Origin of the sequence: Actinoplanes sp. L3-i22 (assembly GCF_019704555.1) — a bacterium.
Lineage (GTDB): Bacteria > Actinomycetota > Actinomycetes > Mycobacteriales > Micromonosporaceae > Actinoplanes.
Genome location: NZ_AP024745.1, coordinates 5,041,858 through 5,056,949, shown reverse-complemented (window position 1 = coordinate 5,056,949; position 15,092 = coordinate 5,041,858). Strand labels below are relative to the sequence as shown.

Genomic DNA, 15,092 nt, shown 5'->3' with positions numbered 1-15,092 from the left:
CTGGCCGGCCCGGCCGACCGGGACGCACACTGGCGGCGAACGGCAACCACATCGAGGTGATCACGATGACCAACGCGGTGGTGCACTGGGAGATCGCCGGCCGGGATCTGCCCGCGCTGCGCGACTTCTACGCCAAGGCCTTCGCCTGGACCATCGACGACGCCGGCGACGGCTACTGCCTGGTCCGGCCGGTCGACGGCGGAACCGGGGGCGGGCTGATGCAGACCCACGGCCAGATGCCGCCCTACGTGACGATCTACGTCGACGTCGAGGACCTGAGGGAGACCCTGAGCACCGTCACCGGGCTGGGCGGGCGGCAACTCGTGCCACCCACCCGGATCAACGACTCCCTGTCGTTCGCGATGTTCCAGGATCCCGCGGGCAACACCGTGGGGCTGCTGCAGGGCGAACCGCTGAACGCGAGCTGACCCTGGTCACGCCGGGGGCGCACGGCCGGGCCGTGCGCCCCCGGGGCGTCGATCCGCCGGGTCAGGCACCCGCGCTGAAGTCGCCCCGGTCCGGCACCGACATCGGATGTTCCTTGTCGTCGCGGGCCGCCAGCCGTTCCAGCGCGTTCCGATACTGCGAGCGGTTGACCTCGCCGTGCATCAGCTGGCGGGCCAGCGCGCCCTCCAGGGTGGTGGGCTGCGGAGTCACGCCGCCCTTCGGCGCGTCACCGGAAACGGTGCCGCCGGGCGCCTTCGCCGGGCGCAGCGCCGGAAGCGCGGCGAACGCGGCGATGGCCAGCAGCACCACTATGAACAGGACCAGGAAAAACATGTTGACCACCTCCGTCACCCATCACTGTCGTCGCACGCTTCCCGGATCGACAGGGACGAAGGTCCCGCTCCGGCGGCCCGACCGGTCCCCGGCCGGAAAGGAGTCGGATCCGGCCGGGGACCAGCGGCGGGTTCCGGCCGTCAGGTCCGGACCCGGGGCCGCCGGCCCCGCATCGGCGGAAGCGGGGCGTGCCTCGACCAGCCTCGCCCGGGCCGCGGCACGGGTGGTAGGGCCGGAGGTCCCTTGGCGTCAGGGCTCCTGGTCGGGTCCGCGCGGCACCACGAGCACCGGCCGGTAGGCATGATGCAGCGTGGCCATGGCCACGCTGCCGAGCAGGATCTCCTGGGGTGCCGAGCGGCCCAGCGAGCCGACCACGATCAGGGCCGCGCCACGGCTGCGGGCCTGCCCGATCAGCGCCGCGGCGATCGACCGGCCGTGTTCCATCCCGGTGCCGTGCCGGGGCAGGCTCACCAGGCCCTCAGGCGGTGAACCGGTCGGCTCGTCGCCGTCGCGCACGAACGCGGGCACCACCTCGCGGCCCGGGAACAATCGGGCGGCGGCAAGGGCGGCGGCCGCGGCGCACGGCGAACCGTCCCAGCCGGCCAGCACCGGCCCCTCGGCCAGGGCCAGACGCTCGGACACCAGCAGCGGATACGGCACCACCAGGACCGGACACGGCGAGTAGTGCACGGCCATGTCCGAGACGCTGCCGAGCACCGCCCGCGCGCCACCGAGACCACGGGCACCCACGACGAGCAGGTCGGCCTTGAGCCGACCGGCGATCCGGGCCAGTTCCAGCCCCTCCGCGCCGGACTCGCGCTCCACCACCGGGGTGGCCGACCAGCCGTACGCGCGGGCCAGGGTCACGCCGACGGCGGCCAGGCGGCGGGCCTCCGCGTCACCCTCGCGTTCGATCGCAGCGACGAAGTCGTTGACATTGCGGGTGCCGTGCCACAGCCGGCGCCGCAGCGGTTCGCTCGCGAACGGCGGCGCCCACGCATAGGCGATCGAGGCGTCTGCGCTCGGCGACAGCCGCGCCGCGACCTCGAGCGCGGCGCCGGCGGGCACCGAGCCGTCGTACCCGGCGATGATCCTCGATGTGTTCGGCCGCGGCATGCTGCCACCTCCCGCATGCGGAACCGCGCGAGCCGGCCGGACTCGCCAGCCGGTTCCCCGGGATCGGCTCCTTCGCCCGCAACGCTAGGCCGGTACCGGGCGAAGGGGCAGGACGCATCGGCCCGGCCGGGCGGGACCAACGACGGCTCAGCCGGTTTGGATCAGCCGGTTTGGATCAGCACCTCGGAGACCGACCGCCGCGGCGTCGCACCGGGCATCTGCACCCGGCCGTAGCCGACCCGCAACACGATCTGCGGGAACCTGCCCGCCGCCCGGCCGGCCAGCGCCTTGCGCATCGCGGGCACCTCGACCGGCTGACTGATCGGCATGGTGGCCAGCCCCTGCCAGGTGGCGGTCAGCAGCACCCGCTGCAGTGCCTGCCCGGCGCGCAGCCAGTCCCGCGGCGTGTCGCCGGCGGTCGAGAGCAGCCCGATCGTCGGGTACGGCTCGAACGGCTCGACTTCGCGGCGCACCGGGGAAAGTGCCGCGAAGTCGCGAAGCGGCACCAGCTCGAGGGCGTCCCACGGCCCCGCCGCCCAGACCGGGACACCGTCGTGACGACGCCGGTGATCCGTCCAGTGATCCAGCTCCTGGCGGTATTCCGGCTGGTCGCGCAACCACCGGTCGGCGGCCCGGGCCAGGTCCAGCACGGCGTCGCGGCCGGCCTGGTCGGCGTTGGTCAGTACGGCGCCCTCGCGGCGCGCCGCGTCCCGCAGCCGGCCGAGCCGATCGGGCGGGACCGGCACCTGGGCGAACGGCCTGCGATCGGTGTGCCGGTACGGGATCGCCGCGGCGAGCGCCTCGATCGTGGCGTCCACCGGCCGCACCCGGGTCGCGGTGACCCTGGCCGCCAGTGTGGGCCGGCCCGGATCGGGCAACAGTTCGCAGTCCGAGTCGTAGCCGGCCCGCCGCAGAGCTGTCCGGAGGGTGAAGACCGCCGCGCCCACGCTGATCAGCAACTCGCGGCCGTCCGGATCGACCACCGGCAGGCTGCGGGTGGGATCGGCGTAGACCTCGATCGCCGGCCGCCTGATCCGGAACAGCCACGGCTGGCTGTTGTGCAGCGACGGCGCGTGCACGGCGGACCCCACGCACTCGGTGAGCATCCCCCGCGACGGCGGGACGAAGGATGTGTTCATCGCTCCTCCTTCGCGGACACCGGACTCTTCCCTCCACCAGACTGCGAACCGCCCGGTCCGGCCAGGGCCGTTGGTCCCGCCGCTGTCCCGATCACCGAACCGGCCGGCAGCGCCGGGGCCCAACGGCGGGAACTCGATGATGTCCGCCTCTGCCCGGTATTCCGCGCGGATACCACGGTGGACCCGGGACCCCGCAACGGAGGCGATGACATGCCACGACACGACCAGGCCGGTACGGCGTACGCCGGCGAATCCCGGACCACCAGCGGCCTCGCGCCGGAGCTGCCCGCCCTGGAGCGCACCGATCTGCTCCATCGGATGATGGTCCTGCGGCGCCTCGCCGCCCTGAGCCGCCCACCCCGGCGACCCGGCACCGAAGCCGTCGTGGCCGGAATCGGGACCGCCCTCGGGCCCGCCGACACGCTCCTGATCGTCGGCCGGCGGCCATTGCCGGTCGCGGTCGACCCGCCCCCGCGGACGGTGTCGGTCCAGCTGGCCCGTTTCGCCGGCCCGGATCGCGTCTGCGCCCTGTTCACCCGCCATCACGGCCGGATCCGCAGGACGCTGACGGTGGAGGGCTGGGACGTCGAGGCGGTGGCGGCGGCCGCGGCCGGCGCGGCACAAGCGGTCCGGGCCTGGGACTCCACCTGGATGCTCACCATGGTGACCGGCGCGGGCCGGGAGCACCTCGACCCGATCGCGGCGCTGATCGCCCGGATGCGCCTGGATCACCAGCTCGACGAGAACGCCGTCGCGGCGATCGAGTTCGACGCCCGGCGCGTCGCCGGCCGCCTGATCCGGCCGACGTCCCGGCGCCGCGCCGGAACCGACGGGGAGCTGTCCGTACTGGCGGCCACGGCAGTGGCGTTGAGCCCCGGTCCGGCGACACCGGAACGGGCGCGCCGCGTCCGGCGATGACTCGCTGCCGCCGCCGGCGGACGCGCGCCGTTGGGACCTACGGCCCTGGCCTCGCCACGCCGCGACGGGGGACGCTGGGCCTGACACGTCCACCGGGCGCCGCGCACCGGCCGGAGGCGCGGCATCCGGTGGCACGACACAGCCGACGAATGACGCGAAGAAGGTGGCCGTCATGCGGCAGACCGTCCGCCTCGGCACGATCCGCGGAATCCCGGTGGGAGCCCACTGGTCCGTCCTGGTCGTCCTTCTGCTGGTGGCCGACAGCCTGGCGGTGGGCCTGCTGCCGGCCGGGGCCGCCGGCTACCCGGCCGTGGCCTACTGGCTGACCGCGGCCTGGACGACGGTGCTGTTCATGGCCGCCCTCCTCGGGCACGAGCTGGCGCACGCCCTGGTCGCCCAGCACTACCGGATCAGCGTTCAATCGATCACGCTGTGGGCGTTGGGCGGGGTCTCCACCCTGGACGACAAGGCACGCCACCCGCGGGCCGAGCTGTTCATCGCCCTCGCCGGACCGGCCGCCAGCCTGGTCGCGGCCGGCCTGTTCGCCGCCCTGACGTATCCGGCCGGGCTGATGTCCTCGCGGCTGCCGCAGCTCGGTTTCACCTGGCTGGCCGGCGCCAACCTGGTGCTGGCGATCTTCAATCTGCTGCCCGGGGTGCCGCTGGACGGCGGCCGGATCCTCACCGCGATCCTGTGGTGGGCCCGCGGCGATCGGGCGGCGGCCCGGCGGGTGGCCACGCGGGCCGGCACGGCGCTGGGAATCCTGCTCACCGGGCTGGGCCTGGCGCTGGTCTTCGGGTACGCCACGCCCAGCGGACTGTGGCTGGTCGTGCTGGGCTGGTACCTCGGGCTCGCCGCCCGCCGCGAACAGGCCGGGGCCGAGCTGTCGGAGAAGCTGCGCGGTGTCACGGTGAGCCAGGCGATGTCCACGCCCGCGGTGTGCGGCTACGCGGGGCAGACCGTGACCGCGTTCGTGGCCCGGACCGCGCAGTGGTGCCCGCACCAGGTGTACCCGGTCACCGACCTGGACGGCCGGCTGGCCGGGCTGGTCACGGTCGGCGCCCTGGTCGCGGTGCCGCCGGAGCGACGCGCGTGCACCCGGCTCGCGCAGCTGATGATCCCGGCCGGCCGGCTGCCGGTGGTCCAGCCCTCGGAGCCACTGCTCGGGGTGCTCAACGGGCTGGACAACCCGCTGCGCACCCTGGTGGTCGTCGATCAGGAACGGCCGTGCGGCGTGCTCACCTCCGGAGACGTCGGCCGGGTGGTCGGCGTCGTCCGGCTCGGCGGCGCTCCGGCCGCCCATGACGTCGGGGCGCGGCCCTGACCCACATCCGTCCGACAGGAGGACACCGTGCCCAACGCGGTCCAGACCTGGCAGTTGAGCAAGACCTATGGTGGCCGGCCGGCGCTGTCGGCCATGGACCTGATCGTGCCGCGCGAGGTCGTCTTCGGCTGTCTCGGCCCGAACGGCGCCGGCAAGACCACCACCATCCGGCTGCTCGCCGGGCTGCTGCGGCCCACCGGCGGACGCGCCGAGGTCGGCGGGTACGACGTGGTCAGCGCCCGGGAGCAGGCACAACGCCAGATCGGGTACCTACCCGGCGACTTCGCCGCCTACCCACGGCTGACCGCGGCGGCCTACCTGGACTTCCTCGGTCACCTGCGCGGCGGGCCGGACCGGGCCCGCATCCGCGCGCTGGCCGACCGGCTCGACCTGGATCTGGGGGTGCGCATCGGTGCCATGTCGCACGGCACCCGGCAGAAGGTCGGCATCGTGCAGGCGTTCATGCACGAGCCGGCCCTGCTCGTGCTCGACGAGCCGACCGCCGGTCTCGATCCCCTGATCCAGCGGGAGTTCCTCGGCCTGGTCCGGGAGGCCCGCGAGCACGGGCAGAGCGTGTTCCTGTCCTCGCACAACCTCTACGAGGTGGAGGCGGTCGCCGACATGGTCGGCATCCTGGTGCGTGGCCGGCTCGCCGTGGTCGAGGCGGTCGACAAGCTCAAGGCACAGGCGGTGCGCCGGATCGACCTGACCTTCACCGGTACTCCGCCGGCCGGGCTGCTGGCCAAGGTGGCCGCGGCGCGCGAGATCACCGTCTCCGGGCACACCGCGCACCTGGTCGTCGAGGGCCACACCACGGAGCTGCTGCGGGTGGCGGCGCCCTACGGGGTCGAGCAGATCGTCACCCACGAGCCCGACCTCGAGGACGTCTTCCTCAGTTACTACGACCGGCAGGAGTGAGACAGCCATGCGTACGGTCTTCGCCAAGGCCCTGCACGACCAGCGGCGATCCCTGCTGGGCTGGGGTCTCGGCCTGGCACTGGTCGTTCTGCTGGAGTCGGCCCTGTGGCCGTCCATCGGCAAGATGACCAACCTGCAGCAGTTCCTCGCCGACTACCCGGAGGCGATGCGCAAGCTGTTCAACCTGCAGGATTTCGGGACCGGCACCGGTTTCGTCAACGGGGAGCTGTTCAGCGCGCTGGTCCCGGTGCTGTTCCTGACCTACGCGATCGGCCGGGGCGCCCGGGCGATCGCCGGCGAGGAGGAGTCCGGCACCCTCGACGTGCTGCTGGTGACTCCGGTGACCACGACCGGGCTGCTGGTGCAGCAGGCCGCGGCGCTGCTCAGCGGCCTGCTCGCGCTGGGGGCCGTGCTGTACGCCGCGATCCTGCTCGGATCGGCGCTGTTCGGCCTGGGCATCGGGCTGGGCCCGCTGCTGTTCGCGACGCTGGCGATGGTGCTGCTGGCCTTCGAGTTCGGCGCTCTCGCGCTGGCCGTCGGCGCGGTCACCGGACGCCGGGCCACCGCGATCGGGGTCGCCGCGGCGGCCGCGGTCGCCTCCTATCTTCTCTACGTCGCCGGGCAGCTGGTCACCTCGATCGAGCCGTGGCGCCCGCTGTCCCCGTTCGACCAGGCGATGAGCGGCGGGCCGATCGGGGCCGGATTCCGCTGGGCCTACCTGGCCATGCCCGCGGTGGCGGTGCTGGTCATGGCGGCCGCGGCACCCCGGCTCGCCCGCCGGGACATCGCCGTCGCGCACTGACACCTCACCTGTTAGGAGAGATCATGACTTCCCGTACCTCGGCACCGGTGATCGTCGGCGCGGACGGCTCCGCACCCTCGCTGCGAGCAGTCGAGTACGCGGCGGCCGAGGCCGCCCTGCGGCGCCGCCCATTGCTGATCGTGCACGCCTACGTCTGGCCCCCCGTCGCCCTTCCGTTCTCCCCCGGCGTGGCCGCCTCGGCCGACACGAGCTTGCGCCGGGGCTCCACCGAGATCCTCAACGACGCGGCCTGGCACGCCGCCCGGGTCGCCCCCGGGGTCGCCGGCGACGTCCGCACCGTGCTCGGCGACCCGGCGGCCGTTCTGCTGGAGCTCAGCGACCAGGCCGAGCTGCTGGTGCTCGGCACCCGCGGTGTCGGCGGCTTCGCCGGGATGATGCTCGGCTCGGTCGCCGCGCACACCGCCGCACACGCCCGCTGCCCGGTGATGCTGGTTCGCGGCGGTCGCACGGACGGCCCGGTCGTCGTCGGCGTCGACGGTTCCCCCGGCTCGTCGGCGGCCCTGGACTTCGCCGCCGACGAGGCCGATCGCCGGGGCGCCCGGCTCGTCGCGTTGCACGCCTGGAACACCACGTCGACCACCGAGCTCAACGACACCCTCCCGATGACCTACGAGAGCTGGGACAGCCTGGAGGAGCACCGCCGGGTACTCGCCGAGGCGCTGGCCGGGATCGCCGAGCGGCACCCGGACCTGGCCGTCCAGCGGGAGGTCCGGCACGGCACCGCCCGCCAGCTGCTCACCGATCTGTCCGGCGACGCGCAACTGGTCGTGGTGGGCAGCCGCGGGCACGGCGGCTTCGCCGGTCTGCTGCTCGGCTCGGTCAGCCAGCACCTGATCTACCGGGCCGGCTGCCCGGTCGCGGTCGTGCGCCCGGTCCCGGCGGCGCGGCGCCACCCGCTGGACCGCTCCGGTCACGCCGCCTGAGAGGTCACGGCGGCGGCCGGCTCCCGGCGGCAGATCGCCTGGCCACCGTCGGCCTCGAAGAAGTACGCGAGGCTCAGGTCCACCGCCAGCCGGACCGGCCGGCCGATCGCCAGGTCGGCGTGCTGGGTCACCTTGGCCGTCCACAGCTGGGCGGCCCCGGCCTCGTCGACCGCCACCGGCACGTCGTCGATGCCGGTGGGCCTGCCATGGCTGCCGTCACGCGGCGCCTCGAACAGCACGTGCTTCTCGTCGCCGAGCGACTCCACGCCCAGCGGTACGACGTCGACCACGGCTTTCGATCCGGGACCGGCCAGGCTCAGCGCGGCCGGGCGCAGCCCCAGCACCACCGGTGATCCGACATGCTTCGCCAGGCCCGGATAGCGGCTGGACGCGTCAGGGATCTCCCATTCGATCCCGTCGAGCAGCACGGTGATCCGATCCGGGCCCCCGCCCAGCCCGACGGTGGCGAAATTCATGCTGGGCGAGCCCATGAAGCCGGCGACGAACTGGTTCGCCGGTGTCAGGTAGAACTCCTCCGGACTCCCGACCTGTTGCAGCCGGCCCTGATTCAGCACCGCGATGCGGTCGCCGAGCGTCATCGCCTCGATCTGGTCGTGGGTGACGTAGACGGTGGTGACCCGGTACCGCTGGTGCAGCCGGGCCAGTTCGGCCCGCATCGACACCCGCAACTTGGCGTCGAGGTTGGACAACGGCTCGTCCAGAAGGAAGACCCGCGGCTCGCGGACCAGGGCCCGGCCCATGGCGACGCGCTGACGCTGGCCACCGGAGAGCGCCTTGGGCTTGCGGTCCAGCAGCTCGGCGAGACCGAGCAGACGGGCGGTCTCGCCGACCTGCTCGTTGATCCGTTCCTTCGCCACCCGCCGCAGTTTCAGTGCGAAGCCCATGTTGTCCTGCACGGTCATATGCGGGTACAGGGCGTAGTTCTGGAACACCATGGCGATGTCCCGTTGCTTGGGTGGCCACTCGGTGACCTGCTGGTCGTCGATGAACACGTCCCCGCCGGTCGCCTCCTCCAGGCCCGCGATCATGCGCAGGATCGTCGACTTGCCACAGCCGGACGGCCCGACCAGGACGAGGAACTCGCCATCGCCGATGGTCAGGCTGACGTCGTCGACCGCGGTGGTCCTACCGGAGAAGACCTTCGTGAGATTTTCCAGCCTTACGACGGACATGCCGCCACCTCCCCCACCACAGTTGCCGGTTCCAGCGTTGCCACATCTCGTCCGGGTCGAACAGGGCCGGCCGGCCCGGTGCGGCGGGACCGCGAGATCCGGCCGCGGTTCGCAGGGGTGGGCTCCGGCGGGGACCCGCCCCACCGGAGGTGGAGCGGGAGTCGGGCCTGATCCGGCCGCCGGACGGGACCTGTGGCCCTGGCCGGTACGGGGCAGCCGGCCCGATGCTCGGAGGGTGGGTGTCCGTCCGCAGAGGTGTGATATCGATGGAAGACGACCAGTTCATCGACGAGGCGGCGGGCGCCGACGCGCTGGCCTCCGACGGATCAATCGTCACCATCCGAGGGGTCCGGCCGGACGACCGCCCGGGTCTGGCCGGCCTGTACAGCGGCGCCTCCCGAGAGCTGAGGCTACGGTTCTTCATCGTGCCGAGCCGCTTGACGATCGCCGCTGAGCTCGACTTGCTGGTCCAGGCGGACACCCGTGATCAGCTGACGGTCGTCGCCCTGGACGGACACCGGATCATCGGGGTCGCCACCTGCGTTCGCCTCGACACCACCGGCCGGATGGCCGAGATCGCCGTCTTCGTCGCCGACGACCACCACGGCCGGGGTATCGGCACGCTGATGCTGGAGCACCTGGCCGCCCGCGCCCGGCGGGCCGGCATCACCGAGTTCATCGGTGAGGCCCTGCCCGGCAACGCCGGGGTGCTGCGCATGATCCGCGACTTCCACGAGCACACCCGCACGCGCACCCGGGCCGGACTGGTCGACCTGGACATCGACCTGACCGACCAGCCGGCCTTCGACCGGGCCGTCGACGCCCGCGACCGGGTCGCCGAACGGGCCTCGCTGCGCCCGCTGCTGGCACCGTGCTCGGTGGTGGTCGTCGGCGCCGGGCAACGGCACGGCGGCGCCGGTCACGAAGCCCTGCGCGCGCTCCGCGACTTCGGGTTCACCGGCCGGCTGTACGCGGTCAATCCGTCCGGACGGCCGGTCTGCGGCGTGCCAGTGCTGCGCAGCCTGGCGGACCTGCCCGAAGGCGTCGACCTGGCCGTCGTCGCGGTGCGCGCCGATCTGGTCGCCGACGTGCTGAAGGCGGCCGGGCAACGGGGTGTACGAGCCGCGGTGGTGCTCAGCAAGGGCTTCGGCGGCACCGGTCCGGCCGCCCGGCAACGCCGTGGCGAGATTCTGCGGATCGCCCGGGACAGCGGCATCCGCCTGCTCGGACCGGGCAGCATCGGCGTGCTCAGCACCGATCCGCACGTCCGGCTCGACGCCTGCCTGTCCGCGGTGCGGCCGCCGGCCGGTGGTCTGGCGGTGGCCTCGCAGTCCGGCGCGATCGGCATCGCCCTGCTGGCGGAGGCCGCCCGGGCCGGCTGCGGGATCGCCGGTTTCGTGTCCCTGGGGGAGAAACTCGACGTCAGCGGCAACGATCTGATCGCCTACTGGTACGACGACCCGGCCACCCGGGCGGTCGCCCTGCACCTGGAGTCGTTCGGCAACCCGCGCAGGTTCGCCCGTATCGTGCGGGCCCTCGGCCGGCGCAAGCCGGTCCTGGCGATCGAGAGCCACCGTCCCGGGACCACACCCCCGGACCTGCTGGACGCGCTGTACACGCAGGCCGGCATCATTCGCACCACCGGCATCGGGGACATGCTCGACACCGCGCGGATGCTGATCGGCCAGCCGCTGCCGACCGGCACCCGGATCGGGATCGTGGGCAACGCCGGCGGCCTGACCGCGCTCGCCGCCGGCCAGGCCGAGGCGGCCGGGTTCACCTGCGCGCCGCTGTCGCCCGACACCCGGCGCCAGCTGCCGCGGGGCCGCGACAACCCCGTCGACCTGGGCATCGATGCCACCTCAGCGGCGATCGCGACGACCGCGGAGATCGTCGCCAACAGCGGCGAGGTCGACATCCTGCTGCTCCTGATCGTGGGCACCCGGGCCAACTGCCCGATCGGTATGACGGTCGCGCTCGGCGAGGTCGCGGACAACCACCCCGACGTCACTATCGCGGCCGTGCTGACCGGGGGCAACGCCGACGTCGCCACCTTCGGCGCCCGCGGCGCCCCCGTCTACCAGCAGCCTGAACAGGCGATCCGGGCGCTCGCCCACGCCCGCCGGTACGCGGTATGGCACGACCAGCCGCTGGGCCGGCGCCCCGAGCTGTCCGGGGTCGTGCCCGCCCGCGCCCGCGAACTGATCGGGCAGTGCCTGGCGAACGGACCGGGATGGCTGCCCCGGCATCAGGTGAGCGCGATCCTCGACGCCTACGGGATCGTCGTGATCCCGGTCTTCCCGGCATCCACCGGGGTGGCCGCGGTGGCCGTCGCCGAACGTCTCGGCTATCCGGTCGTCATGCGGGCCGACGGTGCGGCCGGTGATCACCCCGGAGCCGTCCGGCTCGATCTGACCAGCGCCACCGCGGTCCGCGACGCCTTCGACGCGGTGACCGCGACGAGCGGCCGGTCGGCCGGCGTTTTGATCCAACGACAGCTGGCGGCGACGCTGCGACTGAGCGCCGGGATCCGGCACGACCCGCTGTTCGGGTCGCTGGTCCGGTTGGAGGCCGGCGGCCGGCACACCGTACGCCTGGAGCCGTTGACCGATCTCGATGCCCGGCGCATGCGGGCCGAACTGCTGGGCGCGCCGCGGCCCGGCGGCCACCGGCTGCCGCCGTCCGAGGCGGCCGGCACCGAGGATCTCCTGCTCCGGCTGGGCCGCCTCGCCGAGGACCATCCGGAGATCGCCGCGCTGGAGCTGGCGCCGGTCTTCGCCGGCCCGGACGGGATCATCGCCGCCGACGCCCGGATGAGGCTCGACGTCGTCGGTGCCGTGCCGGACGCCACCCTGCGCCGGTTGTCCCCGGCGCCCGCGGCGCGCGCGCCTGCCGGCGGGGCCGCGTTGGCTTCCTAGTGCACGACTGCAGCCGTCCTGTCCGTCCGGTTCAACCGGATCGGGACCTCCGCCCGCGGTAGCCGACCTTCGGCTCTGGCAACGGTGCGCCCGGCCGGTCGAGCCTCGAAGTGATGGCACGGTGACCGCGGCACAGGAGGTGCGCGATGTCGGACCGGCCCACTGTCCAATTCCCTCCCGTTCCCGACCTGCCCGACCCTCCTGCGCCGGGCCACAGGCGACGGGGCTGGCTCGCCACCCTGATCGTCGCTCTGGTGACTCTGGCGGTGTCCCTGCCGCTCGGCGTCTACCTGCTGATGCGCGGTCCGGACAGCAACCGGGCCGGGCCCGCGCAGCCGCCCCCGGTCGCCTCGCCGTCCTCGCCGGTGCCGTCGGTCTCCGGGACCGGCCCGAGCACGCGGCCGGCGGCGCCCGACGGCCACATCACCCTGGCGACACTGCGTGAGGCGACGCTCTACGTGCCGCGCTGGCCGGCCGACAACACCCAGGGCCCGTCGGGCCGGGTGCGCTTCCACAACGGATCCGCGCCGGTCGAGCAACGCATCCCGGCCACCGGGCAGCCGCCCTACGGCTCGTCCGTAGTGATCCTGTCGGTCGCCTACGGCGACGTCGACCGGGACGGCGCCGACGAGACCGTCGTCGAGCTCGGCTGCCTGAACGAGGGTGGCAGCAAGCAACTGGTCGCCTACGACCGGGACCGCGCCGGCCACATCGTCGCCGTCGGCCAGGTGGCCGCCACCACCGGCCAGGTCCGCGACATCCGCACCGGCAGTGCCCGGGTGGCCGCGTCCGGCACCGTCACCGCCCTGGTCGGCGACTACCAGCGCTGCTGTGACGACCAGACCCCGCAGACCTGGCAGACCCGCGGGTACGCCTTGCGGCACGGCCGCTTCGAGCAGGTAGCCGGGCCGACCCGGATGCCGGTGGACCCGTACGTCACCGAGTGCCGGATCACCGCGGGAGACCTGGTGCTCGGCCCGGTGACCGCCGGATACCGCTACGGCACCCTGGACGTGCGGGTCACGCATCGCTGGGGCGTGCACACCCGACAGGTCACCCTGTGGTTCTACCCGCCGGCCGGGCTGGAGCGGGCCGGCACCGGATGGCCGCCGGTGACCGTCGAGCCGACCTCGTTCAGCGTGACGGTCCCCGCACCCGCGGCCGGTGGCAGCGCCGACTACACGTTCGCCTTCCGGCGGGCCGCCACGGCCGGCGGCGGCGAGCTGACCGTCGAACTCGCCACGGTTCCGCAGAAGAGCGAGGCGATCCCGTGGAACAACGGGGCCACCGCCGCGATCCGTACCGTGAACTGATCCTCCGGCCCCGGGTGAGGAGGCCGCCATGAGTCCGCAGAAGATCGTCGTAGGCTACGGCGGATCGCCGGACTCCCGTGCCGCGGCGACATAGGCTTTCGGCCACGCCGCGCACCGGAGCCCCGGTCGAGATCCGGCACGCGTTCGAGGAGCCGTTCTGGATCCCCGGAGCAAGCTACGTGCCCACTCCGCCGGCCGGCCCGCCGGTCGACGTCAAGCAGGCGGTGACCGCATTGCTCGACGAGGTCGTCGCCGCCCAGCTGATCGTGGTGGGCAGTCGCGGACGCGGACCCGTGCGCGGCCTGTTGCTCGGCTCGGTGAGTCAGCACCTGCTGCGGCGCGCCGCCTGCACCGTCGCCGTCGTGCACGAACGCTGAGAGCGAGTCTCGGCGAGCGTGGGGCGGCCGGACCTGGCCGTGGGGCCGTAGGTCCCTGGGCGCCATCACCACCCGCGCATACCGTAGGGGGTATCGGGAGGTGGTCGAGATGCGACGGCTACTCGTTCTGGGCGCCGGCACGGCCGGCACCATGGTGGTCAACAAGCTGCGGCGCCGGCTCAACCGGGACCAGTGGCGGATCACCGTCGTGGAGGAGCGCGACCGGCACTTCTACCAGCCGGGATTCCTGTTCCTGCCGTTCCGGCGGTACGCCCCGAAGCAGGTCTCCAAGCCCACCGAGCGGCTGCTCGACGACAGCGTAGAGCTGATCCGCGGGCAGATCTGGCAGGTCGACGCGGCGCACGACCGGGTCGTGCTGTCCGACGGCTGCGAACTGCCCTACGACTACCTGGTGATCGCCACGGGGGTGCGCCCGCGCCCGGACCAGACGCCCGGCATGCTCGACGGCGGTCAGTGGCGCCGCAGCATCTTCGACTTCTACACCTACGACGGGGCCGTCGCCCTGGCGCCGGCCCTGGACCGGTTCGACGGCGGGCGGCTGGTCGTGCACATCACCGATATGCCGATCAAATGCCCGGTGGCGCCGCTGGAGTTCGCCTTTCTCGCCGACGACTTCCTGCGGCGACGTGGCCTGCGCGACCGGGTCGACCTGACGTACGCGACACCGCTGCCGGGCGCGTTCACCAAGCCGATCGCGGCGGCCCGGCTCGGCTCGATGCTCGACGAGCGCAAGATCGCGGTCGAGCCCGACTTCCTGGTCGAGCGGGTCGACGGGCACAAGCTCGTCTCCTACGACGAGCGCGAGATCCCGTTCGACCTGCTGGTGACCGTGCCGCTGAACGTGGGCGCGGAGTTCGTCGCCCGCTCCGGCCTGGGCGACGAGCTCAACCTGGTGCCGGTGGACCGGCACACGCTGCTGGCCACGGGGTACGACAACATCTTCGCGCTCGGCGACGCCAACGACATCCCGACCTCGAAGGCCGGCTCGGTCGCGCACTTCGCCGCCGAGGTCTTCACCGCCAACTTCGTCGAGCACGCCGCGGGCCGCCCGATGACCGGCAGCTTCGACGGGCACGCCAACTGCTTCGTCGAGTCCGGGCACGGCAAGGGCCTGCTGATCGACTTCAACTACGACACCGAGCCGCTGCCGGGCACCTACCCGGTGCCCGGCCTCGGCCCGTTCCGGCTGCTGCGGGAAACCGCCGTCAACCACTGGGGCAAGCTCGCGTTCCGGTGGATGTACTGGCACCTGCTGCTGCCCGGTCGTCCCGTCCCGCTGCCGGCGCACATGTCGATGGCCGGCAAGAACAGGCCCGAGGAGTGAGTCAA

At 73.2% G+C, this 15,092-nt stretch carries 13 protein-coding genes and 1 pseudogene; 10 read left to right on the top strand and 4 right to left on the bottom strand.

Going from position 1 to position 15,092, the window contains the following annotated elements; all coding sequences use genetic code 11:
* Positions 1-65 precede the first annotated feature (65 nt).
* Positions 66-428, top strand: a complete 363-nt coding sequence (locus tag L3i22_RS22440; RefSeq protein ID WP_221328915.1) for a VOC family protein — start codon at positions 66-68, stop codon at positions 426-428.
* A 61-nt stretch (positions 429-489) separates the two neighbouring features.
* On the opposite strand, the gene L3i22_RS22435 is transcribed toward L3i22_RS22440, so the two are convergent.
* The 3 genes from L3i22_RS22435 to L3i22_RS22425 form a co-directional block, all read right to left on the bottom strand.
* Complete coding sequence (locus L3i22_RS22435; RefSeq protein ID WP_221328914.1) at positions 490-780, bottom strand: hypothetical protein; 291 nt, start codon at positions 778-780, stop codon at positions 490-492.
* 249 nt (positions 781-1,029) lie between these two features.
* Positions 1,030-1,896: a universal stress protein gene (locus L3i22_RS22430; RefSeq protein WP_221328913.1), complete on the bottom strand. Its 867-nt coding sequence runs from the start codon at positions 1,894-1,896 to the stop codon at positions 1,030-1,032.
* Positions 1,897-2,057: 161 nt separating this feature from the next.
* Positions 2,058-3,035, bottom strand: a complete 978-nt coding sequence (locus L3i22_RS22425) for a nitroreductase family protein (RefSeq protein ID WP_221328912.1) — start codon at positions 3,033-3,035, stop codon at positions 2,058-2,060.
* A gap of 210 nt (positions 3,036-3,245) precedes the next feature.
* On the opposite strand from L3i22_RS22425, the gene L3i22_RS22420 reads away from it, so the two are divergent.
* The 5 genes from L3i22_RS22420 to L3i22_RS22400 all read left to right on the top strand — a co-directional run bounded on the left by L3i22_RS22420 (position 3,246) and on the right by L3i22_RS22400 (position 7,941).
* On the top strand, positions 3,246-3,953 hold the full coding sequence (locus L3i22_RS22420; RefSeq protein ID WP_221328911.1) for a hypothetical protein: 708 nt from the start codon (positions 3,246-3,248) through the stop codon (positions 3,951-3,953).
* A 172-nt stretch (positions 3,954-4,125) separates the two neighbouring features.
* A complete protein-coding gene (locus L3i22_RS22415; protein ID WP_221328910.1) occupies positions 4,126-5,277 on the top strand; it encodes a site-2 protease family protein in 1,152 nt (383 codons plus the stop codon).
* 27 nt (positions 5,278-5,304) lie between these two features.
* Positions 5,305-6,195 (top strand): ABC transporter ATP-binding protein, encoded by an 891-nt coding sequence (locus L3i22_RS22410; RefSeq protein WP_255658491.1) that lies wholly within the window; start codon positions 5,305-5,307, stop codon positions 6,193-6,195.
* A 7-nt stretch (positions 6,196-6,202) separates the two neighbouring features.
* Positions 6,203-6,997, top strand: a complete 795-nt coding sequence (locus L3i22_RS22405) for an ABC transporter permease subunit (RefSeq protein WP_221328909.1) — start codon at positions 6,203-6,205, stop codon at positions 6,995-6,997.
* A 23-nt stretch (positions 6,998-7,020) separates the two neighbouring features.
* Positions 7,021-7,941, top strand: coding sequence for a universal stress protein (locus L3i22_RS22400; protein WP_221328908.1), 921 nt, complete (start codon positions 7,021-7,023; stop codon positions 7,939-7,941).
* On the opposite strand, the gene L3i22_RS22395 is transcribed toward L3i22_RS22400, so the two are convergent.
* Complete coding sequence (locus L3i22_RS22395; RefSeq protein ID WP_221328907.1) at positions 7,929-9,134, bottom strand: ABC transporter ATP-binding protein; 1,206 nt, start codon at positions 9,132-9,134, stop codon at positions 7,929-7,931. The two genes, L3i22_RS22400 and L3i22_RS22395, sit on opposite strands and share 13 nt — an antisense overlap.
* A gap of 266 nt (positions 9,135-9,400) precedes the next feature.
* Between L3i22_RS22395 and L3i22_RS22390 the strand changes: the two genes are divergently transcribed.
* From L3i22_RS22390 to L3i22_RS22375, 4 genes and pseudogenes are all read left to right on the top strand, one after another.
* Entirely contained in the window at positions 9,401-12,052 is a 2,652-nt protein-coding gene (locus L3i22_RS22390; RefSeq protein ID WP_221328906.1) for a GNAT family N-acetyltransferase, read from the top strand.
* Positions 12,053-12,306: 254 nt separating this feature from the next.
* The gene (locus L3i22_RS22385; protein WP_221328905.1) at positions 12,307-13,365 is read left to right on the top strand and encodes a hypothetical protein; all 1,059 of its coding nucleotides are present in this window, start codon (positions 12,307-12,309) and stop codon (positions 13,363-13,365) included.
* Between the two features lie 230 nt (positions 13,366-13,595).
* A pseudogene (locus L3i22_RS53635) lies at positions 13,596-13,742 on the top strand (universal stress protein); the annotation flags it as partial.
* Between the two features lie 109 nt (positions 13,743-13,851).
* Positions 13,852-15,087: an NAD(P)/FAD-dependent oxidoreductase gene (locus tag L3i22_RS22375; RefSeq protein WP_221328903.1), complete on the top strand. Its 1,236-nt coding sequence runs from the start codon at positions 13,852-13,854 to the stop codon at positions 15,085-15,087.
* Positions 15,088-15,092 lie beyond the last annotated feature (5 nt).

Bases quoted from the DNA above. Each gene is read 5' to 3' on its own strand.
- L3i22_RS22440 (WP_221328915.1), top strand. From the start codon at position 66: ATGACCAACGCGGTGGTGCACTGGGAGATCGCCGGCCGGGATCTGCCC.
- L3i22_RS22435 (WP_221328914.1), bottom strand. From the start codon at position 780: ATGTTTTTCCTGGTCCTGTTCATAGTGGTGCTGCTGGCCATCGCCGCG.
- L3i22_RS22430 (WP_221328913.1), bottom strand. From the start codon at position 1,896: ATGCCGCGGCCGAACACATCGAGGATCATCGCCGGGTACGACGGCTCG.
- L3i22_RS22425 (WP_221328912.1), bottom strand. From the start codon at position 3,035: ATGAACACATCCTTCGTCCCGCCGTCGCGGGGGATGCTCACCGAGTGC.
- L3i22_RS22420 (WP_221328911.1), top strand. From the start codon at position 3,246: ATGCCACGACACGACCAGGCCGGTACGGCGTACGCCGGCGAATCCCGG.
- L3i22_RS22415 (WP_221328910.1), top strand. From the start codon at position 4,126: ATGCGGCAGACCGTCCGCCTCGGCACGATCCGCGGAATCCCGGTGGGA.
- L3i22_RS22405 (WP_221328909.1), top strand. From the start codon at position 6,203: ATGCGTACGGTCTTCGCCAAGGCCCTGCACGACCAGCGGCGATCCCTG.
- L3i22_RS22400 (WP_221328908.1), top strand. From the start codon at position 7,021: ATGACTTCCCGTACCTCGGCACCGGTGATCGTCGGCGCGGACGGCTCC.
- L3i22_RS22395 (WP_221328907.1), bottom strand. From the start codon at position 9,134: ATGTCCGTCGTAAGGCTGGAAAATCTCACGAAGGTCTTCTCCGGTAGG.
- L3i22_RS22390 (WP_221328906.1), top strand. From the start codon at position 9,401: ATGGAAGACGACCAGTTCATCGACGAGGCGGCGGGCGCCGACGCGCTG.
- L3i22_RS22375 (WP_221328903.1), top strand. From the start codon at position 13,852: ATGCGACGGCTACTCGTTCTGGGCGCCGGCACGGCCGGCACCATGGTG.